This is a genomic window from Marinilactibacillus kalidii (genome assembly GCF_017599325.1).
GTDB lineage: Bacteria > Bacillota > Bacilli > Lactobacillales > Carnobacteriaceae_A > Marinilactibacillus > Marinilactibacillus kalidii.
This window is the reverse complement of the sequence record NZ_JAGFVM010000022.1, coordinates 115292-139959: the sequence shown is the minus strand read 5'-3', so window position 1 is coordinate 139959 and position 24668 is coordinate 115292. Positions and strand designations below refer to the sequence as shown.

29 protein-coding genes are annotated in these 24668 nt (G+C 37.6%); 26 read left to right on the top strand and 3 right to left on the bottom strand.

From position 1 onward, the window contains the following. The 4 genes from J5J05_RS04700 to J5J05_RS04685 all read left to right on the top strand — a co-directional run. Nucleotides 1-864: IS3 family transposase (locus J5J05_RS04700; protein ID WP_208559507.1), on the top strand; the 864-nt coding region annotated here is incomplete at its 5' end. Nucleotides 865-977: 113 nt separating this feature from the next. Further along, nucleotides 978-1268 (top strand): hypothetical protein, encoded by a 291-nt coding sequence (locus J5J05_RS04695; RefSeq protein WP_208559506.1) that lies wholly within the window; start codon nucleotides 978-980, stop codon nucleotides 1266-1268. A gap of 80 nt (nucleotides 1269-1348) precedes the next feature. Beyond that, the gene (locus J5J05_RS04690) at nucleotides 1349-2041 is read left to right on the top strand and encodes an ABC transporter ATP-binding protein (protein WP_208559505.1); all 693 of its coding nucleotides are present in this window, start codon (nucleotides 1349-1351) and stop codon (nucleotides 2039-2041) included. After that, nucleotides 2041-3171, top strand: coding sequence for an ABC transporter permease (locus J5J05_RS04685; protein WP_208559504.1), 1131 nt, complete (start codon nucleotides 2041-2043; stop codon nucleotides 3169-3171). Before J5J05_RS04690 ends, J5J05_RS04685 begins: the two co-directional genes overlap by 1 nt. 218 nt (nucleotides 3172-3389) lie before the next feature. On the opposite strand, the gene J5J05_RS04680 is transcribed toward J5J05_RS04685, so the two are convergent. Next, nucleotides 3390-4415 (bottom strand): N(5)-(carboxyethyl)ornithine synthase, encoded by a 1026-nt coding sequence (locus J5J05_RS04680; protein ID WP_208559503.1) that lies wholly within the window; start codon nucleotides 4413-4415, stop codon nucleotides 3390-3392. 298 nt (nucleotides 4416-4713) lie between these two features. On the opposite strand from J5J05_RS04680, the gene J5J05_RS12940 reads away from it, so the two are divergent. From J5J05_RS12940 to J5J05_RS04630, 10 genes are all read left to right on the top strand, one after another. After that, a complete protein-coding gene (locus tag J5J05_RS12940) occupies nucleotides 4714-5790 on the top strand; it encodes a mechanosensitive ion channel family protein (protein WP_208559502.1) in 1077 nt (358 codons plus the stop codon). A 242-nt stretch (nucleotides 5791-6032) separates the two neighbouring features. Further along, entirely contained in the window at nucleotides 6033-6899 is an 867-nt protein-coding gene (locus J5J05_RS04670) for a helix-turn-helix domain-containing protein (RefSeq protein ID WP_208559501.1), read from the top strand. 253 nt (nucleotides 6900-7152) lie between these two features. Then, nucleotides 7153-8217, top strand: a complete 1065-nt coding sequence (locus tag J5J05_RS04665; RefSeq protein ID WP_244244618.1) for a MupG family TIM beta-alpha barrel fold protein — start codon at nucleotides 7153-7155, stop codon at nucleotides 8215-8217. Beyond that, a complete protein-coding gene (gene murQ, locus J5J05_RS04660; protein WP_208559499.1) occupies nucleotides 8218-9099 on the top strand; it encodes an N-acetylmuramic acid 6-phosphate etherase in 882 nt (293 codons plus the stop codon). Nucleotides 9100-9137: 38 nt separating this feature from the next. Then, nucleotides 9138-9986 carry a MurR/RpiR family transcriptional regulator gene (locus J5J05_RS04655; protein WP_208559498.1) on the top strand — a complete coding sequence of 283 codons (849 nt, stop codon included), beginning with the start codon at nucleotides 9138-9140 and terminating at the stop codon, nucleotides 9984-9986. Nucleotides 9987-10107: 121 nt separating this feature from the next. Beyond that, the gene (locus J5J05_RS04650) at nucleotides 10108-10590 is read left to right on the top strand and encodes a hypothetical protein (RefSeq protein WP_208559497.1); all 483 of its coding nucleotides are present in this window, start codon (nucleotides 10108-10110) and stop codon (nucleotides 10588-10590) included. A 12-nt stretch (nucleotides 10591-10602) separates the two neighbouring features. Continuing rightward, nucleotides 10603-10764 (top strand): hypothetical protein, encoded by a 162-nt coding sequence (locus J5J05_RS04645; protein ID WP_208559496.1) that lies wholly within the window; start codon nucleotides 10603-10605, stop codon nucleotides 10762-10764. A 78-nt stretch (nucleotides 10765-10842) separates the two neighbouring features. Continuing rightward, nucleotides 10843-11127, top strand: a complete 285-nt coding sequence (locus tag J5J05_RS04640; protein WP_208559495.1) for a hypothetical protein — start codon at nucleotides 10843-10845, stop codon at nucleotides 11125-11127. 261 nt (nucleotides 11128-11388) lie between these two features. After that, nucleotides 11389-11931, top strand: a complete 543-nt coding sequence (locus J5J05_RS04635) for a GNAT family N-acetyltransferase (RefSeq protein ID WP_208559494.1) — start codon at nucleotides 11389-11391, stop codon at nucleotides 11929-11931. A 138-nt stretch (nucleotides 11932-12069) separates the two neighbouring features. Then, nucleotides 12070-12591, top strand: a complete 522-nt coding sequence (locus J5J05_RS04630; RefSeq protein ID WP_341868500.1) for an RDD family protein — start codon at nucleotides 12070-12072, stop codon at nucleotides 12589-12591. Nucleotide 12592: 1 nt separating this feature from the next. On the opposite strand, the gene J5J05_RS04625 is transcribed toward J5J05_RS04630, so the two are convergent. Beyond that, on the bottom strand, nucleotides 12593-13204 hold the full coding sequence (locus tag J5J05_RS04625) for a DJ-1/PfpI family protein (RefSeq protein ID WP_208559492.1): 612 nt from the start codon (nucleotides 13202-13204) through the stop codon (nucleotides 12593-12595). A gap of 139 nt (nucleotides 13205-13343) precedes the next feature. Then, nucleotides 13344-13742: a YtxH domain-containing protein gene (locus tag J5J05_RS04620; protein WP_244244612.1), complete on the bottom strand. Its 399-nt coding sequence runs from the start codon at nucleotides 13740-13742 to the stop codon at nucleotides 13344-13346. A 750-nt stretch (nucleotides 13743-14492) separates the two neighbouring features. Between J5J05_RS04620 and J5J05_RS04615 the strand changes: the two genes are divergently transcribed. The 12 genes from J5J05_RS04615 (at nucleotide 14493) to J5J05_RS04560 (ending at nucleotide 24567) form a co-directional block, all read left to right on the top strand. After that, entirely contained in the window at nucleotides 14493-15035 is a 543-nt protein-coding gene (locus J5J05_RS04615; protein WP_208559490.1) for a hypothetical protein, read from the top strand. Between the two features lie 34 nt (nucleotides 15036-15069). Continuing rightward, complete coding sequence (locus tag J5J05_RS04610) at nucleotides 15070-15612, top strand: hypothetical protein (RefSeq protein ID WP_208559489.1); 543 nt, start codon at nucleotides 15070-15072, stop codon at nucleotides 15610-15612. 16 nt (nucleotides 15613-15628) lie between these two features. After that, a complete protein-coding gene (locus tag J5J05_RS04605) occupies nucleotides 15629-16891 on the top strand; it encodes an efflux RND transporter periplasmic adaptor subunit (protein ID WP_208559488.1) in 1263 nt (420 codons plus the stop codon). Then, nucleotides 16884-17558 carry an ABC transporter ATP-binding protein gene (locus tag J5J05_RS04600; RefSeq protein ID WP_208559487.1) on the top strand — a complete coding sequence of 225 codons (675 nt, stop codon included), beginning with the start codon at nucleotides 16884-16886 and terminating at the stop codon, nucleotides 17556-17558. Before J5J05_RS04605 ends, J5J05_RS04600 begins: the two co-directional genes overlap by 8 nt. Nucleotides 17559-17562: 4 nt before the next feature. Next, entirely contained in the window at nucleotides 17563-18768 is a 1206-nt protein-coding gene (locus tag J5J05_RS04595; protein WP_208559486.1) for an ABC transporter permease, read from the top strand. 230 nt (nucleotides 18769-18998) lie between these two features. Continuing rightward, complete coding sequence (locus tag J5J05_RS04590) at nucleotides 18999-19313, top strand: PadR family transcriptional regulator (protein WP_208559485.1); 315 nt, start codon at nucleotides 18999-19001, stop codon at nucleotides 19311-19313. Nucleotides 19314-19326: 13 nt separating this feature from the next. Next, a complete protein-coding gene (locus J5J05_RS04585; RefSeq protein ID WP_208559484.1) occupies nucleotides 19327-20043 on the top strand; it encodes a DUF1129 domain-containing protein in 717 nt (238 codons plus the stop codon). Nucleotides 20044-20059: 16 nt separating this feature from the next. Continuing rightward, nucleotides 20060-20755 (top strand): DUF1129 domain-containing protein, encoded by a 696-nt coding sequence (locus tag J5J05_RS04580; protein WP_208559483.1) that lies wholly within the window; start codon nucleotides 20060-20062, stop codon nucleotides 20753-20755. Nucleotides 20756-20785: 30 nt separating this feature from the next. Next, nucleotides 20786-21487, top strand: coding sequence for a DUF1129 domain-containing protein (locus J5J05_RS04575; protein ID WP_208559482.1), 702 nt, complete (start codon nucleotides 20786-20788; stop codon nucleotides 21485-21487). A gap of 124 nt (nucleotides 21488-21611) precedes the next feature. Beyond that, nucleotides 21612-21812 (top strand): hypothetical protein, encoded by a 201-nt coding sequence (locus tag J5J05_RS04570; RefSeq protein ID WP_208559481.1) that lies wholly within the window; start codon nucleotides 21612-21614, stop codon nucleotides 21810-21812. A gap of 315 nt (nucleotides 21813-22127) precedes the next feature. Continuing rightward, the gene (locus J5J05_RS04565; RefSeq protein ID WP_208559480.1) at nucleotides 22128-23297 is read left to right on the top strand and encodes a hydroxymethylglutaryl-CoA synthase; all 1170 of its coding nucleotides are present in this window, start codon (nucleotides 22128-22130) and stop codon (nucleotides 23295-23297) included. 52 nt (nucleotides 23298-23349) lie between these two features. Beyond that, entirely contained in the window at nucleotides 23350-24567 is a 1218-nt protein-coding gene (locus tag J5J05_RS04560; RefSeq protein ID WP_208559479.1) for an acetyl-CoA C-acetyltransferase, read from the top strand. Nucleotides 24568-24668: the final 101 nt, after the last annotated feature.

The following is a 24668-nucleotide window of genomic DNA, read 5'->3' as shown; positions in this document are numbered from 1 at the left end:
ATATCAGCGATGTGCCGTGCCCTTGAGATCAGTAGAGGATCTTATTATTACGAAGTAATAAAGAAAGAAAGTGACGCGGAACTTGAACAAGCGATTATTGAAGAGTTTGCCAAAAGCAAAAACAATTATGGCACGCGTAAATTAAAAAAACGATTGAAGAAACGCGCGTTTACTGTGTCCCGTCGGAGAATTGGGCGCATTATGAAGAAGTTTCATCTGGTATCCAAATATGATAAACTGTCATATAAACCGCAACAGAGTGGTGTCAATCAAGCGAAGATTGAAAACACCTTGAACCGTGAGTTCAATCCAGAAGAACCAATGAAAGTGATTGTCACAGACTTGACCTATGTCAAAGTTGCCAACAAGTGGTTTTATGTTTGTTTTATTATAGACCTATTTAACCGTGAGATTATCGGGTATTCCGCAGGACCAAATAAGACAGCTGACTTGGTTCTCCAAGCTCTCGCTACAGTTAAAGGAACTCTATATACGGTCAACGTTTTCCACACTGACCGGGGAAAGGAATTCGACAACCACACCATTGATGAGTTACTGGACTCCTTTGATATTGTGCGTTCGTTAAGTAGAAAAGGGAATCCTTACGACAATGCCGTAGCGGAGTCCACGTATAAATCATTTAAGTTTGAATTTGTCTACGACAACACATTCCATACACTCTATGAACTGCAAGTTCAACTTATGGACTACGTCCATTGGTGGAATCATTTTCGCCCACATGGATCATTGGACTACGAATCTCCTATCGATTATCGAAAAAGTTGGGAACTGGAACAGTCTGAAATTAAAGTCCGCAAGTCCGTTGTCCATCAGCCGGTCAAAACTAGCCTTACATTCAGTTAAAGAGACTCAAGTAAAGTAAAATAAACTCAAACATCATTTACACCTTATAATTTTTGTTCAAAAAAGTGTTGACATACCAGAGCCTTTATTACGATATGCCGCTTGAGTATTTCTTGAATGAACAGTCTGATGAAATAGTGACTTTTAAAACAGGTGTTGATAGTCCAAAAGATGAAAAGGATGAAAGTTTCAATTTGCTTATACTAACTCTTTTAAGTTGTTTAATTGCGCCATTCGGATTATTTATTGTCCCTTTTATTCTTAAAGTGAAAAAGAAAAGTACACATGCAAAGCTTATTTTAATCGCTTGTCTATTTTCAATGACAATCAATTTGTTTGTTGTTTATAGTGTAGTGGGAGATTATTTGGGATTTGGAACGGTGAGTATAGAGTATGAAGAATAACCAATAAGGATAATTAGTTTATATGATAGCAACCAGGGGACTAAAAAAGGATTGAATAAAAAGATAAAGGAGAATGAAGAATGCAAGTAGTAAACTTAACTGTAAAGTTTAAAAAGAAAGCAATCCTAAAAAATATCAACTTAAAAATTACTCAACCAGAAATCATAGGGTTAGTTGCACCGAATGGTACAGGAAAAACAACACTTCTAAGGACAATAGCCGGGCTCATACAACCTAATGAGGGAAGTGTTTCTATAGAAGGAACAACCGTTTATGAAGATAGAGAAACCTATTATAAAAAAATGTACTATGTTGAAAGTAATCATACTTTGTATTCTAACCTTAATGGAAAGGATCATCTTTCTTATGTGAAGTCCGTATGGAAATCATCGATAGATGTAGAAGAAGTGATTCGTAAATTAGGTATCTCTGATTATATTCATAAACCTATAAAAAAGTTATCATTGGGAATGAAACAACATATATTACTGGCCATGTGTATTGTAAGTGATGCAGATGTTATTTTATTAGATGAGCCCATGAATGGTTTAGATCCAACTAGTATGAAAGTAATTAGTAAATATATTAAAGAAATGAAGAAAAATAATAAAATTTTTATGATTTCATCACATATACTTTCCAATATAGATACTATTTCGGACAAAGTTCTTTTTCTTAAAGATGGTAATATCGTTTGTACTATAGAGAGCCAAAAAGATGGCGAGTCATCAGAGAATGTCTACGATAAATTGTATGGTACGGAGGAAGAATGATGTTTAATCAATTCATATTTGAAATAAAAAAGATCGTGAAAGATAAACTTTACATAGCAATATTAGCAATAACAGTAGCCCTGTTTTTAATTCCATTAATAGCAATGCCAGATAGATATTCTAATATAGATGAAACTGCAGAATTGGAAGCGGAGATTTCTTTAACTGAAGAAGGCATACGACAGATGGAGGAAGCTAATGCGGCGTTAGCAGTAAAAGATGAAACTGAACGGTTAGATTTGTTGAAGAACTTGTTGCAAGAAAGTGAAGGAAACGACTCTTCTAAAAAGTTAGAAGCAAAATTAGCATATGAAGAAAAATTTTTAGAACAAATGGAGGCGGGGTCGCGTTCAGGTATCCCTATAATTGAACAACGTAAAGTAGTTGCAGAATTAGACTACTTAGTAAAAAACAATTTATCCTATCTGGAGACATTTAGTAGTAGTACACCAGGAGCCAATTATATTTCTAATATTTTTCAGGGATTCTTCCCTTTCATCATGATAATGATCATACCAGTCGTGATTTGTAGTCATATATTTTCTGCTGAAAAGAATAAGGAGACAGAAGACTTTATGAATATGACTCCTTTGTCCTATAAAATATTAGTTTCGTCTAAAATAATGGTCTCCATCGGATACAGCATTTTCAATTTCTTTATAGCGATTGTTATTTCCTTTGTAGCGGCTACGCTAAAAAATGGACCGGGCATGTGGAATTATCCTATCCCTCGTTCAGAGGATGGTATACATGTTGATGTAATAACGACAGCTGATTTTTTAGTCAAAGTATCTATTTTATTATTGGTAATTATCGTATTTATTTCTTGTCTTTCAATACTGATTTCTAGATTTACAGATAATTTCTTTATTAATTTATTTGTTTTGTTGATTATTCTTGTTATCCCTAGTACACCTATTTTCAGCCCTGACTCTGCTTTGACTAATATTGCTCACTATATACCTTTAACCTATTTTGATATCTCAAAAGTTCTTCTTTATGGTAATGAGTATATGCCAAGAGTAAACCAACAGGTTAATTTTATGAATGGTTTACTAAGTTTATCTGTTTTTTCTATAATAGCCGCTACTATTTCAGGTTTACTTATAAATATTCAAAAAAGGTTGTAAGTTTAACTGAACTACGAAAGTCTAAATGTAGATTTAAAAATATAATAAAGGATGTAGTTTTATGAAAGCAGAACAAATGTGGACTAATTACTTAATTGAAAATCTGCTCGAGTTGGGATAAAAATTAGTACAAATAAAAATCATAAGCAAAAAACAGTGACGGTTAGCATACTACGCTAACCGTCACTGTTTTTTTAAAATTGATATTATTTTAACAATTAAACCATTGAAGTGAAATCTTCCTCGTCGGCATCGGCGATCACCTCAACTGATGGCCGATGCTGAAATTGATTGATTCGGTCGTCTAAAACGACACCGTTTTTGATAATCAGTGCTTCTTCTAAGATTGTATTTGATCGGTTTTCTACTAAGTCATCAATGTATTTAACGGTTTCTTTTGAAATGGCCTTTGATGATGAGCGATAAAATATGGTGGGTGTATGGTCAACAGCATAGTGAATAATTTCGTCAATTTCATAGATTGGTTCACTAAGTGAGGTAGGAACGGTCGTTTCGATTGCGCCATTCTCATCGCAACTCACATCTATAAACATTGTACCAGGTTTGAATTGTTTTAAATCTTTTCGGTAAATCAAATGGTCTTCACGCGAAGTATCCCATAGAATGGCATTGACGATGACATCAAATTTAAACATCTCTTTTTGAAAGAGTTTTTCTTGTTTACGGTTATATATTCTCACATCTGCACCAAGACCGATCAAGATACGCTGTGCGCCGCGGGCTGTATTGCCTCTCCCTAAAATAGCTACTTTGGTGTCGTAGGGCATAACACCATTTAACTGGTAGGCGTGCATGACAGCGGCTTCTCCGGCTAATTCGTTGTTGCGCCAATAAGCATGACGGTTATCTTCATACATATCTTCCCAAGCATATGCAGACAATTCGTTATCAATTAACGTATTCGTAACTTCTTCGCTCTGCACAGCATGAACCCATCCAAATATCGTTTGGCCTGGAATGAGTTCTTTTATTAAAGAAGAATCACCAATTTTAGGATCACAGACGATATCTTTTTCTAAAGCTACTTTCCTTGAAACGATGTGACAGCCTAGTTTAGTGTAAGCAGCATCTTCTATATTTAAATCGCTTCCATAATTTTCTTCGAAAAATAAGGCTTCTGGGTGACGGATTTCAGTAATGTCTTTAGGTAATAAGGCAATTCGTTTTTCACCGGCTTTATGACTGTTGACAAACCCGATCGTTCTATTCGTATCTTTTAACATATTCCGAACCTCCTATTGAAATCATCATGCGAGAGAAAGTCTTACGTAACAATTCATTATGACACTTATTTGAAGCACTTACAAATTCACTAAACGATTTATTCATTGGATCACACGCAAAGCTGTTAAAAAACGTAGATGTAGCAAGAAGTCTATTAATTTGGAAAATATTAATTTTAATAGGATTGACTTTGCTTAAATATGCTAAATGGTTAGAAAAATAGCTAACGACTTCTTAGAGGTTTAGAGCATTGTTTGATATAATAATCAAACAATAGTAAATAAAGGGAGCGAGTACGTGAGTGTTTTAGAGGGTTGGTTCGACTATTTAAATGATGTAGGCATAGGATACTGGATAGGTGGTTTATTAGGCCTAGTTGGATTATTAGCAGTAAGGTCCATATTAAAAAGGGCTGGAGAAAAATTGATTCGATCTAGACGTTGGATTGCTTTGTGGAAGACTTTTGTCAATTGGGTCGCGGTATTTTCGCTCATTATCTTTTTATTGAGTTACTTTTCCAATACACCTTGGCTGTATAGCACACTGTTTGTATTTGGTGAAACGAAAATTTCAATTTTCTTGATTCTAGCAGTTTTGTTTGTAATGATTGTTGCGCTCCGGTTCTCCAATGCGGTCAAACGGTTTGTCCTTCCTACCTTGTACTCAAGGTATGAGTTAGACAGAGGGATGCAAGCTACCTTTAACACGTTGTTTCAATATGCTGTTGTGACAATTGCGATTTTAGTGGCCCTCTCATCACTGGGCTTTAATCTGACAAGCTTAACGGTATTTGCTAGTGTGCTAGGTGTCGGGATCGGGTTTGGTCTGCAAAATGTGATGTCTAATTTCATTTCAGGTCTTGTAATTTTATTTGAACGACCTGTAAAAGTGGGCGACCGCATTATTATTGATGATACGATCGCAGATGTAGAAGAGATCAAAATGCGTGCTACGATCGTGCGTACAAGAGCAAACGAGCGTATGATCATTCCGAATTCTTTTTTCTTAGAGGAGAAATTTATCAATCGGTCGTATGCAGACACGCGCTTGAGAATCGCCATGCAAGTAGGGGTATCGTATGATAGTGATGTAAAACTAGTCAAATCATTACTGGAAGAATCGATCAGGGAATTGAAAGAGGAAAAATGGACAAGTATATTGGATGAACCGAAGCCGAGGGTGTTCTTCGAAGATTTTGGAGAATCGTCTTTAGATTTCAAAGTCTGGTTCTGGATAGATGAACAAACGGACGAGCGTGAATTTAGTATACCGAGTGATTTAAGATTCAAGATATTTGAAAAATTCAATGAACACGATATTGAGATTCCTTTCCCTCAAAGAGATGTTCATATGATTAAGTCAAAAATAGAATAGAATGGTAGAAGCGCTGGTTCGGTTTTCGAGTCGGCGTTTTGTTTGCATCGTTTAGTTATATATTTTTTCATTAGTTAGAATAATCAGTCAATTGATTTGTAGGATTATTGCAGAGAATTCAGACAAGCTATTCAAAATACCCTATGAATTTTTGAATCTAGTATAGAAAAATCAGATAAGCTTAGGTATAATGAGACTATTATAATTATATTTATATTTTACAAGGAACGAGGAATTCAGCGATGAGATTAGGGGAGAAGATCAAGAGAAGAAGAAAAGAAATTGGTATGACACAAATTGATCTAGCAGAAGGCATCTGTACGCAGGCAATGGTCAGTCGACTTGAAAAACAAAAAGTCCGACCAAGTCGTGATTTGATGGAAAAACTAGCGGATAGAATGGATACCCCTATGAGCTTTTTCTACGGAGAAGACTCTTTGGAAACGAGACATTCACAAGTTAGTCAGTTATGTAGAATGATCAGACAACACCTTGATCGTAGAGAATATGACTCAGTCGCATACTTAGTGGAAACCAATCATGAATTGATCGCCAGGTCTATAGGGGATGACAAGGTGTTCTTTGAATGGATTAAAGGCTTACTATATACGCACAGAGATGGCGACAATAAAAAAGCACTCAACCATTTGATAGCAATTGAAGAAGGCACGAAAAAAGGGGAATTACGTGTCGAAATCATCGATAGTATCGGAAATCAGTACCAAAGAATCCATGATTATAAAAAAGCAGAGGAATACTATCAAAACGGATTTGAATCGTTCTCAGAGTGGATGGGACATGAGAAGAAAGCTAAATTACTGTTAAACTATTCTCTTTGTCTTTCGAAACAAGAGAAATTCCGTGAGTCATTAGAAAAAACGCTACAAGGACTGGAGTTACTGATTGAAAATAATACACTATTTTTATTAGGAGATTTCTTTTATCAAAAAGGCTATTGCTTAGAGCACTTGGAGCAATTATCACAAGCGATGGAGTCCTATAAAAAAGCTGCTTTTATTTTTGAGATTCAACAAAACGAACGCTTCGTAACGATGGCGAATCTTGCGATGGACAAATTAGATGAAGTAAAAGTTGAGCAAAATCGTTAATAGATAAAGCACTGAATCGATCCTTCAAAGGACTTTTTAGTGCTTTTTTCATCTTCTCAAAAAGTGTTTTAATCAATATTAACGAATTCTGGACATACATAAAGTGAAGATAGCCTTTATTCTTAACAAAAAGAGTCGTTTCTATTAAGTTAAATAAAATATAGATTTTATATATTATAAATTGAAATATTATTTCATTTCGTTCATAATGATAGAGACGATAGGAGAATAAAATGGGGGGTATTTATTGACTATGCTTGGTGCAGCGCTGTATTTATCACAAGGGGAAGAAACCAATCTGAAGATTTTAAAACAGTTAAACGAACGAGCGGTCAAAACGGTCTTTACTTCTTTACACATACCGGAAGAAGATGCGAATCATACTTTGGTTGGTCTTAAAACAATAACTAAAGCAATAAATAAGTACAAGATGGATCTTATGATAGATGTCTCTGCGGGAACGCTTGAACAATATCATATAGATAGATCAGACGCTATTGGTTTTTTTAAGTCACTTGGGGCAACAACATTGAGAGTCGATTACGGTTTCAGCTATCAAGAAATCAAGCAGCTCAGCGAACAGTTTCGTATCGTACTGAATGCGAGTACAGTCACAGAAGAAAGTTGTGACGAGTTGGAAAAAGTAGGGATGACATTAACAGACTTAACGGTTTGTCATAATTATTATCCTAGAGAACATACAGGGTTAGCGCCGGATTTTTTCTTGAAAAGAAATCAGTATTTAAAAGAAAAAGGATTTATGATCCAAGCTTTTATACCAGGTGATTGGAAGAAGAGAGGGCCAGTTTTCGCGGGCTTGCCTACGCTTGAAGATCATAGAGAAGTGGATCCTTTGTTGGCTTACGTGGAGTTGAAGACTGTCTACTTTGTAGATGAAGTTCTCATTGGAGATGTTTTGATGCAAGAACAGACCTTGGATAGAATGATTCAGTGGAAAGATGAACAAATCGTGAGTCTACCTATCACCGATACCGCAGAGCAATTGCCTGATCATTTTTACGATGTTCAGCAGAACCGCAAAGATGTTGCGAGAGATGTTATTCGTTCCGAAGCTTCTCGTGTTTTACTGAAAGGACAGTCTGTCGTACCACTTACAGCTAAAGCGCGACCTTTGGGCACGATTACGCTCGATAATGATTTATACGGTAGATATGCTGGAGAACTACAAATTACGAAAACGAATCTACCCGCTGACGAACGCGTAAATAGACTGGCTCGTGTTCAAGCAGCGTCACTTGGTTTATTGCATTACGTAGGATCAGGCACAAAGTTTCAATTTATGGAGGAATCAGTATAAATGAGTACCGAAAAGAGAAACCAAAAATCTATGCAGCTAGATACTCTATCTATAGCAGAAATGACAGAATTAATGAACGAAGAAGATGCAACTGTTGCGATGGTGATTAAAGAAAATATTCTTGCCATCAATCGTCTGATTGAGGCAGTTATCGAACGAATGGAAATCGGTGGTCGCTTATTTTATGTCGGAGCAGGGACAAGCGGACGATTGGGTATACTGGATGCCGCAGAGTGTGTACCGACCTTTGGTATTTCACCAGAATGGGTTCAAGGTGTGATCGCAGGTGGTGAAAAAGCATTTGTAGAAGCCGTTGAAGGCGCAGAAGATTCTGAAACAATGGCCACAGAAGATTTGAAAAACGTAAAATTAAGTGAAAAAGATATCGTTATCGGCATCGCAGCTAGTGGTCGGACGCCTTATGTAAAAGGGGCACTGGGCTATGCAAGCGAAGTGGGGGCGCAGACAGGATCTATTTCGAATAACCAGAATGCTGCGATCAGTAAGCTGGCCAATTTCCCAGTTGAAATCCCAACAGGTCCAGAAATATTGACGGGCTCGACAAGATTAAAAGCAGGGACTGCGCAAAAGTTGGTGCTCAATATAATCTCTACAGTGACTATGGTAAAATTAGGAAAAGCCTACGAGAATTTGATGGTAGATGTTCAAGCGACAAATGAAAAATTGGTGGATCGCTCTAAACGAATCATCATGGAAGCAACGGATTGTACATTTGAAGCAGCAGAAGCTTACTACAAAGCTTCGGGATCCGTAAAAACAGCGATTGTTCAGATTTTAGCGGGAACAACGGTTGAAGCAGCAGAAGCACTCCTGAACGACAACAAAGGACGCGTGCGTCAATCGATTGAAGCGAAGAAATGATCATTATACTATAGTGGCATCAAAGGACGGATCAAAGCATGGAGAAAAATATTTTAGGAAGAATCAAAAGTATCGCTGACCAGTTACCGAAAGCGGAAAAGAAAATCGCACAGGTCATCTTGGAAAAACCAGAAGAAGTTGTCCATATGACTGCTTCAAATCTTGGGAAAGCTGCCGATTCAAGTGCAGCAACGGTCATTCGCTTGTGTAAACGTGTCGACATTCCCAGCTTTACACAATTAAAAGTATTGATTTCTAGAGAAGTGATCCATACGAACCCGACAGGTTATTCTGACATCACGCCAGATGAGCCAATCGAAGAGATTATGGATAAATTACTCGGTAATGCATTTCAAACAATGCAAGATACCGTTTCTCTGATTCAAGAAAAGCCGCTTTTAGAAGCCGTTGAAGTACTAAAGGCTTCTTCGATCATCTATCTATTTGGCATCGGTGCCTCAGGGTTGGTCGCTGAAAATATTGCACAAAAATGGAGCCGAATCGGTAAAACGTGTATCAGTTTTAAAGATCCGCACGCTTTGTTGGCGGCGATGTCTTCTTTTAAAGAAGGGCAAGTCTTTATTGGGATTTCCAATTCTGGCGAAACTCAGGAAGTGGTCAACCTTCTTGAATTAGCGAAAGAGAATGGGAGTCAGACGATTGCCTTAACGCAATTCGGGAAAAATAGTTTGTCCAAAAAAGCCGATATTTCTCTTCAACACGTTAGAGCACAAGAAGGAACATTAAGAAGTGCAGCGACTAGTTCATTGCATGCACAATTTATATTAGTCGATATTTTATTTTATGCCTACGCTTCTAAAAACTTCGATAAAATCATCGATCAGATTCGTCATTCGAGAGAACAGATCGAGAAATATAGCCAATAGAAGGATCTAAACATTGACCGCTAAAAAATCACAATAGATTTTTTAGCGGTTTTTTCCTATTAACTAAAAAAAGGATTTTGATAATATAAGTCATATAACATGTAAATGAAAGGATGATAGGATGTCAGCTATTCCAGAAGGATTTTCGACACTGATGTTAAAGCAGTATGGTTCTGAAGCAACGGAGTGGGTTGAAACATTACCTGAACGGCTAACCGCGTGTGCGGCATTTTTTAAACTTCGTGAGCTTAAGCCTTTCGAACAATTGACATATAATTATGTTGCGGAAGGCATAACAAATCAAGAATCCGTTGTTTTAAAAATGTTGTTTGAAAAAGCATCGCTTAAAAAGGAAAAAGAAGTTTTAGAAGCCTTTGTAGATAAGGGAGTTATTCGTGTCTTAGGCTACAGTGAGCCCTTAGGGGGATTGATACTTGAAAAAGTAACGCCCGGGCGCCCACTCACAGAAATCGGGAATGACGAAAAAGACGGTTGGAAAGTGATTGATCCTAAAGGTATCATTGGCGATATTCATTTTGAAACGATTCAATACCTATTAAATTATGTAGATCGAAATGGAGACCCCGATGCAGTTTTAAAATGAAGAGTGCAGTCCATGTCATCACAATTGAACCTGAATCGTGAGCGTATGATTAAATGGGGTATCGTACGCGGTATGCTAGAAGCTTGCTGGGCGCTAGAAAGTAGTGGTGATTTCAAAAACGGGTTGGAGATTATGGAACGATTTAAACGGCAGTTGAATGTATCTGCGGACTAACAAGTAAAATCATCGTCGTTATCTTTTGATATAGAGACCGACTTCTGCAATACTTGAAGAACAAGAAGGAGGGTAAACATGACAAAGATAACGATAACTAAAAGAGATGCACTGATTTATTTAGGTATGCTCATCATTGTGGGGGTTTCAATTAATATCAATTTAGCTAAAGACGATAACGTGAGGAATATCATAATGAACTTCCTACCTGGCCTTGGGTTTGCATTTATGGGATTATCCGTAGAACACAAAGATATTGGGAAAAAATTTAGAATCACGCTTTTAGTGCTAGCATGTCTGTTTTTTGGTTATATCAGCTTATATTATTTGATTGGGTTTCATAATCATCATTGGGGCAACTAGAAGTTTGGATAATCTACATATCAATAAAAAAAGCCAACACTTGCTAACCAACTAGTTTCAGATAGCTAATAAGGATGCTGGGGTTGGCTTTTTACATTCAATCATATTAGATAGCCATGGAGTATGCTAGAATGATAACCATACAAACGAAGGAGTGATTAAAATGACTTACATAATGAAAACGAAAAAAATGGTGACTGAAAAGTAAGTATCCAAATGATTCTTCTTTTCAGCGTAAACAATTTGGAAAAGAGGAACGAAATGTATACAGATAAAGAATTAACGATTCGACCCATTGAAATAAGCGACTTACCAAGATTATGGGCGCTTGTTTTTAAAGAAGAAGCACCAGAGTGGAAACAGTGGGATGCACCCTACTATCCTCATAAACGTAAAAGCTATGAAACTTTTTTGGAAACTGCTGATGATTGGGTCAACCAAAAAGATAGCTGGGCAATAGAAGTAGCGGGCGAATTTGTAGGGGTCGTCACGTATTACTGGGAACATGAACCATCAAAATGGTTAGAATGTGGGATTGTTCTTTACGAATCCGGCAAATGGGGGAAAGGGCTAGGAACAAGAGCACTTAGTCTATGGATAGACCGCTTATTCAATACCCTACCACTTGTTCGCGTAGGATTCACGACTTGGTCTGGGAATAAAAGAATGATGGCAGTCGGAGAAAAACTAGGGATGACATTAGAAGCAAGCATTCGAAAAGTTAGACTGTACAACGACTGTTACTACGATTCAATTCGCTACGGTTTATTAAGGGAAGAATGGCAAACATTAAAAGAACAATAATAGAATAGGCACAGAAAAAGACAAGTGAGTAGGATAGCTAATCCTTCACTTGTCTTTTTATATTGGTATAATGTAATCAATAGAGTAAGATTACCGCACACATCGACAACACTGTTCCAACAACAGGAGGGTATTTTGGTGAAAAAGTCTAACGCGATAGATTGGCGTGTCAGATTGAAAGAGTTGGTAATAGATTATCTTGCGATTCTTATTTTTCTTATCGGTTTACTGGTGGTTAATTTACTGGTCTATTTTTTCATACTAGATGGAATTCCTACGTTCACAATGAATCAGTCAAAGCTTGTAGCGACGGTAGAATCGGTTATCCCCATCATAATTTGGTTCGCATGGATGGATTATAAAAAGCCTTATGGAACCTTTGGAAAACGTAAAGCTAAGCTAGAAGTGGTTTATACGAATCCTGCTTTGTGGCGAAGCCTAGTCCGAAATGCCATTAAATTTCTTCCATGGCAACTCGCTCATTTGGGTGTGATTGAAGGCATCTATACAGAATTTGAGACGATCGGTTCGATTCTGTTCACCAATGCCGGTATTTTGCTTGCCATGATTTTATTCGCTATGGGATTTCTTCGAAAAGATAAACGACACCTAGGTGATCTGCTAGCAGGAACGCAAGTTAGAGCGAAGTCAACATCATAAATTAATCTGCTAGAACATCTTTACTTTGTATAGTATATTCCATTTGCTGGGCGGTTTCTTTAGCAATGGCAGTACCTAATAGTTTGCCAACGAGATAAAGAGATAATTCGATTCCTGCACTGATCCCTGCGGATGTCAGGATATGACCTTGGTCGACAAATTTTGTGTTCCGTTTTACCGTAAGAGAAGGAAAAGCAGTCTCGAGTTTATCTAGTGAACTAAAATGAGTCGTGACGCTTAACCCCTCCAATAATCTTGCTTTAGCCAACAAGAAAGCACCGGTACAAACGGACATCGTATGCATAGTTGTCTGATCTTGTTTTTGAATCCATTGATGGAGTGTTTTGTTATGCACCTCAATCTCTCTTGCACCGTATCCGCCGGGAACGATGAGAATATCTAGTTCAGGATGTTGCTCGAAGCTGAAATCAGGTTTTACTTGGAGTCCATTTCTCGCTTTGATCAGTTCTCCGTCTTGGGAGATCGTGATTACTTTAAAGGGTCTTTCATCATTGGAAGCCTGCTGGGTTACCGAAAAAACTTCGAATGGACCGGCAAAGTCTAAAACTTCAACTTCATTAAATAAAAGAATACCTACAATCTTCTGGTTCATAAGCCTACTCCTTTGGGTGTATGTAGTGGTTTGTGTACTAGTATAGCGCAATCTACTAAAGTTTAACCAGTTTTATCCAAAAAAAGCAGCCAGTCAGGAGACTATCCTGACTGGCTGCTTCACTTTTTTATGCTTAAAATTAATGAGATTTGTTGATGTTGTTGTTTGTATGATTGTTTGTGTTGTTAGAAGCTTTATCTACTTCTTTTGAAACGTCATTTGCAGCTTGTTTCGTTGTTTCTTTAACATCTTGAGAAGCGCTCATAGCTTCTGATTTAATATCTTCAGATGCTGTGTGTAATTGCTCTTTAAGATCTTGTGCAGTTTTAGATAAAGTAATCTTGATGTTTTCTGATGCTTCACTTGCTGCATGTGAAACTTCTTCTGATTTTACTTTAGCCATTCCGGCATAGTCGTTAGCCATTTCTTTTTTCTCGTTAAACTTATTAGAAATGTCTGAACGTGTTTCTTTACCACTTTTAGGTGCGAATAGTAATGCTACTGCTGCTCCAAAAAGAGCCCCTTTAATAAATTTCATAGTCATTTCCTCCTAATATCTAATTGCCTTACTGTATCTTTCCCTTAATTATAGCGAATGTTATCAAACTTTTAAACAAGAAGCACTTACAACTTTTAAATTATGCAGTAAAAAAAGATAACAAATCATTAAATTGTCATAATAGTTCAAGAATAAAAATGAAATCAGTAAGCAATTTTTAAGTACAATATTAACGAATAAATTAAATAGGGAGCGGGGTTGGAATGTTTTTTGGATTAGATGGAGAAGCGTTTTAAAAAGGTATAGTTATTATAGATATCCTCAATTATAGTATCTCACTGAAAAAATATTTACGAACGAAAATGAAACGTTATAAATCAACGATTACAGGATTTAAAAATAGAAAATGACTTCAGGCATATAGCAATATCTGATTGTTATTGAAACGCTTTAGGTCAAGATGCAAACTTCGAAGAAAAATAGCTAAATATTAACAGGTTTTTTACTTCTAAAAAGGAAGTAGGAAAATGTTTAAATATTCCGGTATTGAAAATAGCAAGTGTGAAATGAGTTGTTGTGATCTTTAAATGGTTTTGGTACAATCTTGATAGTTAACGACTTTGTATAGTGAAATACATAACGTTTAAAACAAACGTTAAACAGTACTATATAGTTAGCTAGTATGTTTAAATGTATACGATTTTATTTGATGAAGGAGGATTAATTAGGTAGGTTATTAGAGGGGATAATCAGTAAATAATTTTAATAAAATTTGGAGGAAAATAATTAATGAATGAAGAAACAGAAGTTACTCAGAGTAAAACGTTTCCGTGGGGTGCATTAGCGGTTTATGTAGTTGTTGTATTGGGTATAGCAGCTTACAATTTTTTCACAATTGATACTTCGTTAATGGTAGAAGACATTGATACAGGTTCTATGTTAGCTGGTGGTGTTATTGGTTTGATAATCGGCGCAATTGGGTCGATAATCTTGATAGCTATCCAGTACGTTTTTATTAAGTTCCCAACGCAATGGATCGCGAAAGAAAACTTTGTTTATAAATACGATATTTGGTCAGCACTATTTTATTCAGGCGCGATTGGCGCTGTGATCACTTTCATGGTTCAGCAATTAGGATATGTAGGAAATCTTTATTTTGATTTAGCAAGCAGTGCGATCACAACCGCTTTATTCCTATTCTTCTATTTCTCAGGAGAAGAAAAAGAAAGCAATATCAAACGTGCCATTACGATCGTCCGAGTAGGTTGGTTCGTTATCGGTGCGATACTATCGATTGCTTTACAATCAGTAGTTGCTGATTTCCTCGTTTAATCAGTCAATCAAAAAAATGCTAATGAGATTGGACATGGAAGAAAAAGTAGAACAAACTCAGGCTAAAACGTTCCCTTGGGGAGCGTTAGCGATTTATTTAGGCGTTGTGTTTGCGTCAGCCATCATTGAAGGATTTGTATTTAACGAAGTACCACTGGAAGGATTCGGTGCCGATTCCATTATAGCCGTTGGTGTGATTGGTATCATTGTCGGTGCGCTGATTTTATTCATCGGGACAATGTTTCAGTATGTTTTTATAAAATTTCCAACGCAGTGGGTCGCAAAAGATGAGCATGTATACAAGTATGACATTTGGTCAGCTTTATTTTTGTCTAACGCAGTCAGTGTTGTATTGAGCTTTATTATTGACCAGATTGGATACGGCGAAAATTTGTTTATAGCGGCTATTGCTAGCTTGATCACTACTGTCTTATTCTTGTTCTTCTATTTTTCCGGAGAAGAAAAAGAACGTCACGTGAAGCGAGCAATGATGATTGTCAGAATTACTTGGTTTGTTATTGGGGTTGTCTTATTGTCTGCTATCCAAGTGCTAATCAGTAACATGTCAATTTATTAGAAAGAAGGAAAATAACATGAAAAAAACAACTAGCCCTTCATCGAAACGCTCATTTCTTGCGCGTTTCGGTGAGAAAAAGGGTCTTATCGCAGTAGGAATCATTGTCGTATTGGTTGCTATCTTTTTCATCTTTAAGGCTTTTCAGGGAGCTGCTATTGGAAGCGGCAGTGAACCAGAGGTCTCTTACTCTGTGTATACCGTTAGAGAAGAAGATCCGGTCTTGTTCGACGGGATTGTTCAAGCATCAGAAATACAAGAAGAATATTATAATGAATCAAATGGTGTAATTGGAGAGTTGCTAGTTGAAAATGGCCAAGAAGTAGAAGAGAGCACGGAATTATTTACATACACAAATGAAGAAAACCAACAGTTGTTGGATGAGCAGAACCGTCAATATAGTCGCTTAGAAAAAAGGCGTTCTGAAGCTGAGACAGAGTTAGCAAATGCAAAAAAAGCCTTAGAATCTGCGAATGCAAATATCGCTAAAAGTAACCGTACAATCGAATCTACAGGGCAAGAACCAGTAGATCAAGATAGTGAAGGTTTCGCAATGAATACGGAAATGGATGCAGCGCAGAATGATTTAATGAGTTATGAGTCAGAGAAAGCAGAAGCTGAAGCGACCATTGATAGTGCAGAGATGTCGATAAGAGATTTGAATGAGCAGATGGAAGATATTACATTTGAGATCGAAAAACTACGCAGTGGGATTACGACGACTATAAAAGCGAAATTCTCAGGAATCGTGGAATTGATGCAAACGAATATTTCAAGTATCCAAGCGAGTGAACAACCCGTTCTCCGTTTAATGTCGAAAGAGCAAAAAATCGATGCATCTGTTTCGGAATATGACTACGATAAAATTGTGGTCGAAGATGCTGTTGAAATCAGTCCAATCACATCTGACAGAATCGTAAAAGGTAAAATCACGAATGTGAGTGCGTTGCCGATGCAAGCAAGTGCTGAAGGGGACACGTCATCTTCGAGATATCCTTTTACAGTAATTCCTGAAGAGTCTATTCAATATGGATTTTCTGTACAGGTCGGAGTAAAAGAAGAGACCCTTTATCTTCCACAGAATGTAGTTATAAAAGAGGAAGATGGTACTACTATTGTATTCGTCAATAAAGATGGCGTAGTAGAGCGTCGCGAAGTACAGGTCACAGATGATGGAAACTTGTATGTGCTTGAGTCTGGTTTAGAAATTGATGAAGAAGTCATTATGGATCCGGATATGGATCTTGCTGATGGCGATGAAGTAGTGGTGTTTTATGATTAAGTTAGAAAAAATTCGGAAAGCCTATAAAGCAGATAACAATTGGATACCTGTGTTGAAAGACGTTGATCTAGAAGTGAGAAAAAAAGACTTTCTAGCCATTATGGGACCTTCTGGTTCAGGTAAATCAACTTTATTGAACTTGATTGGCTTTGTGGACCGTCATTATTTGGGCGACTACCATCTTGATGGCGAAGTCGTGACGTCAAAGGGGGATGCGGATTTATCCAAGCTCCGCAACCAACGTGTAGGCTTCGTGTTTCAGCAGTTCAACTTGATTGAGACGTTGACGATTGAAGAAAATGTCGAACTTCCATTACTTTATGACGGCTGGAACTATCGCCAGACAAAAGAAAAAGTACAAAGTCTTCTCGAAAAGCTAGGGATAGGGGATAAAGGGAAAAAATATCCCAAACAGCTATCTGGGGGTCAGCAACAAAGAGCGGCGATTGCGCGCGCGATTATTAATGATCCAGATTTTATTCTAGCCGATGAACCGACTGGAGCACTTGATACGCAGACATCCAGTGATATTATGAATGTATTTAAGACGTTAAACGAAGAAGAAGGTGTGACAATCATTTTAGTCACACATGATCCTTCTACGGTTCATTACTGCAACAGAGTCGTTCATATGCAGGATGGCGTACTAACCGAAGAAGTGAGGTAGGCAAATGAATCCTATAGTATTTTTTAAAGGCGCATGGAATGCATTGCTCAAAAATAAAAAACGAAGCTTTCTGACGATGATTGGTATTGTCATAGGGATCGCAGCAGTTAGTACGATCATGTCTATCGGTAGAGGATTTGAGAATTATGTTCTCGAATCGCTTAATCCTGATGAAGGTGAACTATTGACTGTGAATATCCAATTCCAGTCAGATGATCCAGAGTGGATGTTTGAAACGAATGAGCCATTATTTTCTGAAATGGATCTACAAACGATCCGCTACATGCCTGGTGTAAACAATGTAGAAGTTGTTGGAAATGACTACGAATTTGTATCGTTAGATACGATGATCGATGGGGAAGAAAGTTATGTAGATGCTACTTTGACAGAGGAACAAGGAAGACCAGTTTTAGCTGGAAGAGCATTGGACGAGATTGATAATCATAGAGAAAATAGAGTGACCGTTGTACCGTATTCGCTTGTTCAAGATGTCTACGAATCTGAGGATGAAGCAATCGGGAAAGGTATCTCGTTGGGTAATCAACTTTACACGATTGTAGGTATTTATGAAGAAGACATTGATGCTTCAGGTTTGTTCTCTGAATTTATGTCTGAAGAAGTAGAGATCCCATTAAATAGCTACAAACGATACAATGATCAAGATTCGATAGGTAACCAAATCAGCATTACCGTTGATAGAGGCTATCTTCCGTCAGAAGTAGCTGACGAAAGTACGGCGTTCTTGGAAGAAAATGGGACGATGCGCAACATGGGGACTTATGAATACTTTGATATGTCCGCATTGGATGACGGTTTGTCTAAAGTGCTGAGAGGGATTACGCTGTTTATTGCTAGTGTAGCGGGGATCTCGCTTTTCATCGCAGGTATCGGTGTAATGAACATGATGTACATTTCTGTCTCTGAACGGACAAAAGAAATTGGGATTCGCCGCGCACTTGGGGCTTCTCAGAAAAATATCCGAGCGCAGTTTGTGCTAGAAGGCGTTATGATGACAAGTATTGGGGGCGTTCTCGGCTATTTATTTGGCTGGTTATTCTCTGCAATCGCAACGATGTTCTTGCCGTTTACAGCAGGAATTGACTTGTTTACGATCATTACTTGTATCAGTGTTTCTGCTTTAGTTGGTTTGGTATTCAGTTACGCACCAGCGAATGCCGCAAGTAAAAAAGAAATCATTGAAATTCTTTAAGATCGTAAAAATCGCTATCAGAATAACGATAGGATTCGCTATGCAATTTGATTCAAACAACTGAAAAAGAGAGTGTCTTAACGATGGAAAGTTGAACTCGAACAAGGATGAAAAATCTTGTTCGAGTTTTTTTGCTAGTATGCTTTACAACCTAGTAGGTTTAATATAGTATAAACTTAACTAGTTGGTCATGCAATCTAGTGGAGATGATTTAGCACAGAGGTGAAATGGTGAAGAAAACGCAATTGTTAAAAGGTGTCCTTGAAGGCTGCATTTTATTGATTATTAAAAAGAAAGAAGTTTATGGCTACGAGCTTGTCCAGCAACTCAAACAATCTGGGTTTGAGGATATTGTCGGAGGGACGGTCTATCCTATTTTACAAAAGCTTGAAAAAAATGAATTGACGACAAGTGTCAAGAAGCCTTCGCCTGATGGACCTGACCGCAAGTACTATCAAATCACTGACAAAGGAAGAGACTACTGTGAGTCCTTCGTTCAAAGCTGGCGCGAACTAGAAACGAGTGTCCATCATTTAATCGATTAAAGGAGGAAGTCGAATGAACAATACAAAATTGCTGATCCAACAAAATAATGATCTAAGAGAAGAACTGAATTCAGAGAATAAAGAGTATTACGAAGAACTTCTGATTTATCTACGCCTTAAAACAAGTCTTAAGAGTGAAAAACAGATGGAAGAGATATTGATAGAGATCCTCCAAGATTTACTTAGTGCGCAAGAAGAAAATGTTTCAGCAGAAGAATACTTTGGAAAAGATCCAAAGTCATATGCAGATCAAATTCTCTCGAATACATCACGTAACTGGATGGATCAGGTTAAACTATTTTTATATGTAGTAGTTTTTTCGGTCGTGATAAGTTCACTAGATCACCTAATTACCAAGAGTACGATAATCGATTTAGTGTCGCTTTTATCAAGAAGCCTTTTTATTTATTTAGGGATTTTGATTATATTCAAATCACTAGAAACAGAGAGTTTCAAAAAAAACGCTTCAAAATGGAGAAATGCATTGTTTTTTGTTTTTCTTTTTTCAGCGATCTTTATACTTGGAGTCTTTGTTGAAGTTGTTGGCTTCCCGTTTCAGTTGTTGGTCACGGTGCCGCTTTGGGTTTCTTGGGGAGTTAGTATCATAGTTGTAATCGTAACTACTTGGCAATTTTTTTTGATACCGAGGAACGAAAAAAAATATTGGCTACTCCAACTTCTCTTTATATGGGGTACAGTAGGTATCGGGTTATTCCATTATTTAAATTAATTCAGGAGGCGATGTAGTGAAACATACGGAGATTCATGAAGAAAATCAAGTACTTAAGAAAAAGTTGACGGATGAAAATCAACAGCAATTTGACAAAATCGAACATTATATTCAATACGGAAATACAATGAAAAGTCCCTTGGAATTAGAAACGCGACTAAATGATTTTCTGCATGAAGTCATTAAAGCACAAGAAAATGGTTTGACGGTTGACGATTATGTAAATCATCAACCGAAAGTATTCGCTGATCATTTTCTGTCAAAGTTAGCGCATAGACCGCAAGAGATTTTTAAAATAGTCGGTATTTTTATACTTATCATAATACTATTGAACTTTGCATTTAACGATTTTAGAATCGACGTTTTTGGTTTGATTATGCAAACAATCTATATAGCACTTGGTTTGGAAATCTTTAAGAAGTTTAAACAATGGGAAATCTTTAGCGAAGTAAATGAAGCTTTGAAAATGACTTTTTTGATCGTTTTATCTGTTTTATTTTTTGCAATCTGGAGTATTGTAAGAGAACAATTAACATTTCTTACATGGACAATCTGCTTTTCTTTTAATGTTTACATGGCTATTGCGTTCCTCAGTGCTTTAGCAGTGACGCTACTTCGAGTGATGGAAAAAAATAAAAGTAGGGTAGATTGGCTAATTATTATGAGTTTGGTTTGGGGACTTTGGGTTATTGGAATAGTCAACTATATTTAGAGCAAAATTCAATGAGGAAGGGATAGACGAATGAACAATATCCAAAATGCCGGTCATCAGTTGTACATAGAAAATAAAGAATACTACCAAAAGTTAGCAGCGTACATTCGATATGGTAGTTGGCTTAAGAGTGAATCTGAAGTTGAGGATTTTTTATACGAAGTGCGAGAAGATATACTGGATGCGCAAAAAAGAGGGGTATCGGCTGAAGATTACTTTGGAAAAAATCCTCGTACTTCAGCGGATGAATTACTTGCTTCTTTGGAAAATAAATGGCTTGAAGTGCTGAAAATTTTTGGAATCGTAACAAGCACATATCTATTCTTCTTATTCGCCACGGCTGCGAATAGTATCAATATCCGAAGTATGTTGATTCAGTCAATAGTGATTACAGTAGCCACACTCATCATTTTTACAGTGTTGAAAAAAAGAATATATACGAAACAGATGTCGACTACAAAGAGCCGTGTGAAACTTGTACTGACAGTTTTGGCTTTGGGATTGGTGACTGTGTATGATCTAACAGCTGAGACAATGATACTGATTATTCCATTGCCTTATTTTCCTATAGCGATACTATTTATTATAGGCGCTTTAGCTGGAACGATTTATTATTTCAAACTACCAAAAGAGCGTCGGGTGTTATGGCAAATTGGCTTAGTTGCCGTTTGGAGTGCAATGATTATGGGAGTAGCCAATCATATCATTATCCCTTTTTTAGCCAACGTATAAATGATTTAATGGGTTCATTCGTTTATTTAGATGTTTATCGAGTAAAATGAACGAAATAGATATTGCGTCAAAAGTGCGCTTGTTGTAAGCTAGCCATGAAGAAAAGAGCGAGGAGTGAATCGGAATGATGCCTACGAAAGAGAATGGATATGCGAATTTTTTGATGCCTTTTGGAATGATCGTCGGTTGCTTGTTAGGTGTTCTTGTTGGATTGTATATTGATCGATTCCTATTGGGTACAGTGGTTGGAAGTTTGGTAGGCTACGCTACAGGTACGCTCGTGTACTTTTTGAAAGTCAAAAAAGATATGTATGATCAAAAATAAATAGTGCGTTTAAAACCTTCCATTGAGAAGGTTTTTTTTTACGTTAACTGTTATCTGTAATGGTTGATTGCCGGAGTAGTCAGGCTATTACGTGAAAGTCAGTCGATATTTTTAAACGAATTTGAGCATAATAGACTAATTAGAGGCGATTCCTATGTTACGATTACAATGCGGAAACTTAACTGATGGAAGTTGACCACTCGATAAATGATGCGCTTTATCATTCTTAACTCTTTTTTTAAGAAGGTCATTTATAATGAATATAAGATAAGAATTGGGATGCTTTTAAAAAGCAAAATACAGGAGGACGATCGTTTGGAAATCGGAATAGACAAAATAGGCTTTTATACCCCCGAAGTCTTTATAGATATGGAAAAATTAGCTGAAGCTAGAGGGGTTGAGCCGGCTAAGTATACGATCGGCATTGGTCAAGAAAAAATGGCTGTAGCACCTTTATCTCAAGATGCCGTCTCAATGGCTGCCAACGCAGCACTTGAAGTACTGGATGATGAAGATAAAGAAGCGATTGATTTTGTGTTGTTAGGGACAGAATCAGGTGTGGATCATTCTAAATCCGGTGCTGTATGGGTGCACCATTTAGCGGGCATTCAGAAGTACGCACGCTCGGTAGAATTGAAACAAGCTTGTTACAGTGCAACAGCAGCTATCACGATGGCAATGGGTCACATATCACTACATCCTGATCGTAAAGTTCTTGTATTAGGAACAGATATTGCAAAATATGGTTTAAATACAGGTGGAGAACCAACGCAAGGTGCAGGGGCTGTCGCAATCGTCTTATCTGCTAATCCTCGTATTTTAGCGCTTGATGCAGACAGCGTTTCGATGTCAGAAGATATCTCAGATTTCTGGCGTCCATTGCATTCAGATTATGCGCTTGTTGACGGTAAATTTTCGAATCAAGCCTACTTGAACTTCCTGACGGATGTTTGGGGAGAGTATAAACAGAGAACGCATCGTGATTTAAGTGACTTTGAAGCACTCTGTTTCCATGTTCCTTATACGAAAATGGGTAAAAAAGCATTAAAAGCGTTAACTGAACAGGCTTCTGAAGAAGATACTGCTCGTCTGATGGGGTATTATGAGCCAAGTATCTCTTACAACAAAGCCGTTGGAAATATTTATACAGGTTCTCTTTATCTAAGCCTGTTATCTTTACTAGAACAAGGCCCAGAGCTTCCAGAAAACGCTCGTATTGGCTTGTTCAGCTATGGTTCAGGAGCAGTTGGAGAATTCTTCAGTGGCAAAGTCAAACCAGGATACAAATCACATATGATGAAAGAAGCACATGAATCACTATTGAGTAATCGTCGTGAATTGACGATTGAAGAGTATGAAGCAATCTTACAACAGTCTCTTCCGAAAGATGGGACAGATGTCGCATTAGATTTTGAGGAAACGTCAACGGGTTCAGTTGTTCTTAAAGGTGTACAAGATAATATTCGTCAATATGGAATAAAATAAACGGACAGTTTGAGAGAAAAGAACTGTCTCTAAATGGAGGAGTACGTTCCTTATGCAAAAAGTTTATATAGCAGGTGCGAAGCGAACACCAATCGGTTCTTTTCTTGGTGCATTAAAAGATGTCTCGGCTTCAGATCTAGGAAAAACAGCCATTGAAGGCGTATTAACGCAAAGTGGAATTAATCCTAGTGATATTGATGAAGTATCGTTAGGCAACGTCTTATCGGCTGGTCAAGGGCAAGGTGTGGCAAGACAAGCAGCGATTAAGGCAGGTCTGTCTAACACCATTCCTGCTTACGGAACCAACATGGTCTGTGGGAGTGGACTAAAAACAGTCATGAACGCCTTTGTGGGTATTCGTGCAGAAGAATATGAAGCAGTGATAGCCGGTGGAACAGAATCGATGAGTCAAGCACCTTACTTATTGCCTGGTCGTACACGCGATGGCATTAAAATGGGGAACTTTCAGACTTTGGATCATATGGTCCACGATGGTTTAACAGATGCATTTGAAGGGTATCATATGGGTGTAACAGCCGAAAACATTGCTGAACAATACGGAATCACGCGTGAAGACCAGGATGATTTTGCCTTTGACTCACAACAAAAAGCAATAACAGCATTGGATGAAGGACTATTTCAAGAAGAAATCACGCCCGTTAAATGGACAAATAGACGTAAGCAAGAGATGATGGTCGATACGGACGAATATCCTAATCGTAAAGCGAATCTTGAGAAGGTGCAGTCTCTTAGACCAGCCTTCAAAAAGGATGGCTCAGTGACAGCAGCGAATGCATCAGGATTGAATGACGGTGCGAGTGCAACATTGATTGTAGGAGAAACCTATCTCAATGAAAACGACTTGAAACCATTGGCTGAAATCGTAGCGATTGGTCAAGGCGGGGTGGACCCTTCCGTAATGGGCATGGGACCAGTCCCGGCAGTTAAACAAGCACTGAAAAAATCCGGACTATCATTTGAAGATATTGATATGTTTGAGCTGAACGAAGCCTTTGCCTCTCAAAGTCTTGCGGTCGTGCATGAATTATCTGAAGCATTCGGCGTAGATAAAGAAGTGTTGAAAGAAAAAACGAATATTCATGGTGGTGCTATTTCTTTAGGTCACCCAATCGGTGCAAGCGGAAACCGCATTTTAGTGACGTTACTCTATACGTTAAAACGCAAAGGACTAAAATACGGTATTGCGTCACTCTGTATTGGTGGCGGAATGGGCGCTGCTGTCGTTATTAGAAACACAGATGTTGAATAGAATGACGAAGAACCTTCAATTGAGGGTTCTTTTTTTGTCTGGGGTGTAAAGTGACTTCTGAATGGTCATTGAGTATAATCAACTAAACGATAGAAACAATC

What these genes read in the sequence shown, in the direction of transcription:
- J5J05_RS04655 (WP_208559498.1), top strand. Translation starts at nt 9,138, where the DNA reads ATGGAGAAAAATATTTTAGGAAGAATCAAAAGTATCGCTGACCAGTTA.
- J5J05_RS04685 (WP_208559504.1), top strand. Translation starts at nt 2,041, where the DNA reads ATGTTTAATCAATTCATATTTGAAATAAAAAAGATCGTGAAAGATAAA.
- J5J05_RS04665 (WP_244244618.1), top strand. Translation starts at nt 7,153, where the DNA reads ATGCTTGGTGCAGCGCTGTATTTATCACAAGGGGAAGAAACCAATCTG.
- J5J05_RS04570 (WP_208559481.1), top strand. Translation starts at nt 21,612, where the DNA reads ATGATGCCTACGAAAGAGAATGGATATGCGAATTTTTTGATGCCTTTT.
- J5J05_RS04645 (WP_208559496.1), top strand. Translation starts at nt 10,603, where the DNA reads ATGTCATCACAATTGAACCTGAATCGTGAGCGTATGATTAAATGGGGT.
- J5J05_RS04585 (WP_208559484.1), top strand. Translation starts at nt 19,327, where the DNA reads ATGAACAATACAAAATTGCTGATCCAACAAAATAATGATCTAAGAGAA.
- J5J05_RS04690 (WP_208559505.1), top strand. Translation starts at nt 1,349, where the DNA reads ATGCAAGTAGTAAACTTAACTGTAAAGTTTAAAAAGAAAGCAATCCTA.
- J5J05_RS04560 (WP_208559479.1), top strand. Translation starts at nt 23,350, where the DNA reads ATGCAAAAAGTTTATATAGCAGGTGCGAAGCGAACACCAATCGGTTCT.
- J5J05_RS04670 (WP_208559501.1), top strand. Translation starts at nt 6,033, where the DNA reads ATGAGATTAGGGGAGAAGATCAAGAGAAGAAGAAAAGAAATTGGTATG.
- J5J05_RS04650 (WP_208559497.1), top strand. Translation starts at nt 10,108, where the DNA reads ATGTCAGCTATTCCAGAAGGATTTTCGACACTGATGTTAAAGCAGTAT.
- J5J05_RS04620 (WP_244244612.1), bottom strand. Translation starts at nt 13,742, where the DNA reads ATGAAATTTATTAAAGGGGCTCTTTTTGGAGCAGCAGTAGCATTACTA.
- J5J05_RS04680 (WP_208559503.1), bottom strand. Translation starts at nt 4,415, where the DNA reads ATGTTAAAAGATACGAATAGAACGATCGGGTTTGTCAACAGTCATAAA.
- J5J05_RS04615 (WP_208559490.1), top strand. Translation starts at nt 14,493, where the DNA reads ATGAATGAAGAAACAGAAGTTACTCAGAGTAAAACGTTTCCGTGGGGT.
- murQ (WP_208559499.1), top strand. Translation starts at nt 8,218, where the DNA reads ATGAGTACCGAAAAGAGAAACCAAAAATCTATGCAGCTAGATACTCTA.
- J5J05_RS04610 (WP_208559489.1), top strand. Translation starts at nt 15,070, where the DNA reads ATGGAAGAAAAAGTAGAACAAACTCAGGCTAAAACGTTCCCTTGGGGA.
- J5J05_RS04635 (WP_208559494.1), top strand. Translation starts at nt 11,389, where the DNA reads ATGTATACAGATAAAGAATTAACGATTCGACCCATTGAAATAAGCGAC.
- J5J05_RS04575 (WP_208559482.1), top strand. Translation starts at nt 20,786, where the DNA reads ATGAACAATATCCAAAATGCCGGTCATCAGTTGTACATAGAAAATAAA.
- J5J05_RS04640 (WP_208559495.1), top strand. Translation starts at nt 10,843, where the DNA reads ATGACAAAGATAACGATAACTAAAAGAGATGCACTGATTTATTTAGGT.
- J5J05_RS04605 (WP_208559488.1), top strand. Translation starts at nt 15,629, where the DNA reads ATGAAAAAAACAACTAGCCCTTCATCGAAACGCTCATTTCTTGCGCGT.
- J5J05_RS04595 (WP_208559486.1), top strand. Translation starts at nt 17,563, where the DNA reads ATGAATCCTATAGTATTTTTTAAAGGCGCATGGAATGCATTGCTCAAA.
- J5J05_RS04625 (WP_208559492.1), bottom strand. Translation starts at nt 13,204, where the DNA reads ATGAACCAGAAGATTGTAGGTATTCTTTTATTTAATGAAGTTGAAGTT.
- J5J05_RS04600 (WP_208559487.1), top strand. Translation starts at nt 16,884, where the DNA reads ATGATTAAGTTAGAAAAAATTCGGAAAGCCTATAAAGCAGATAACAAT.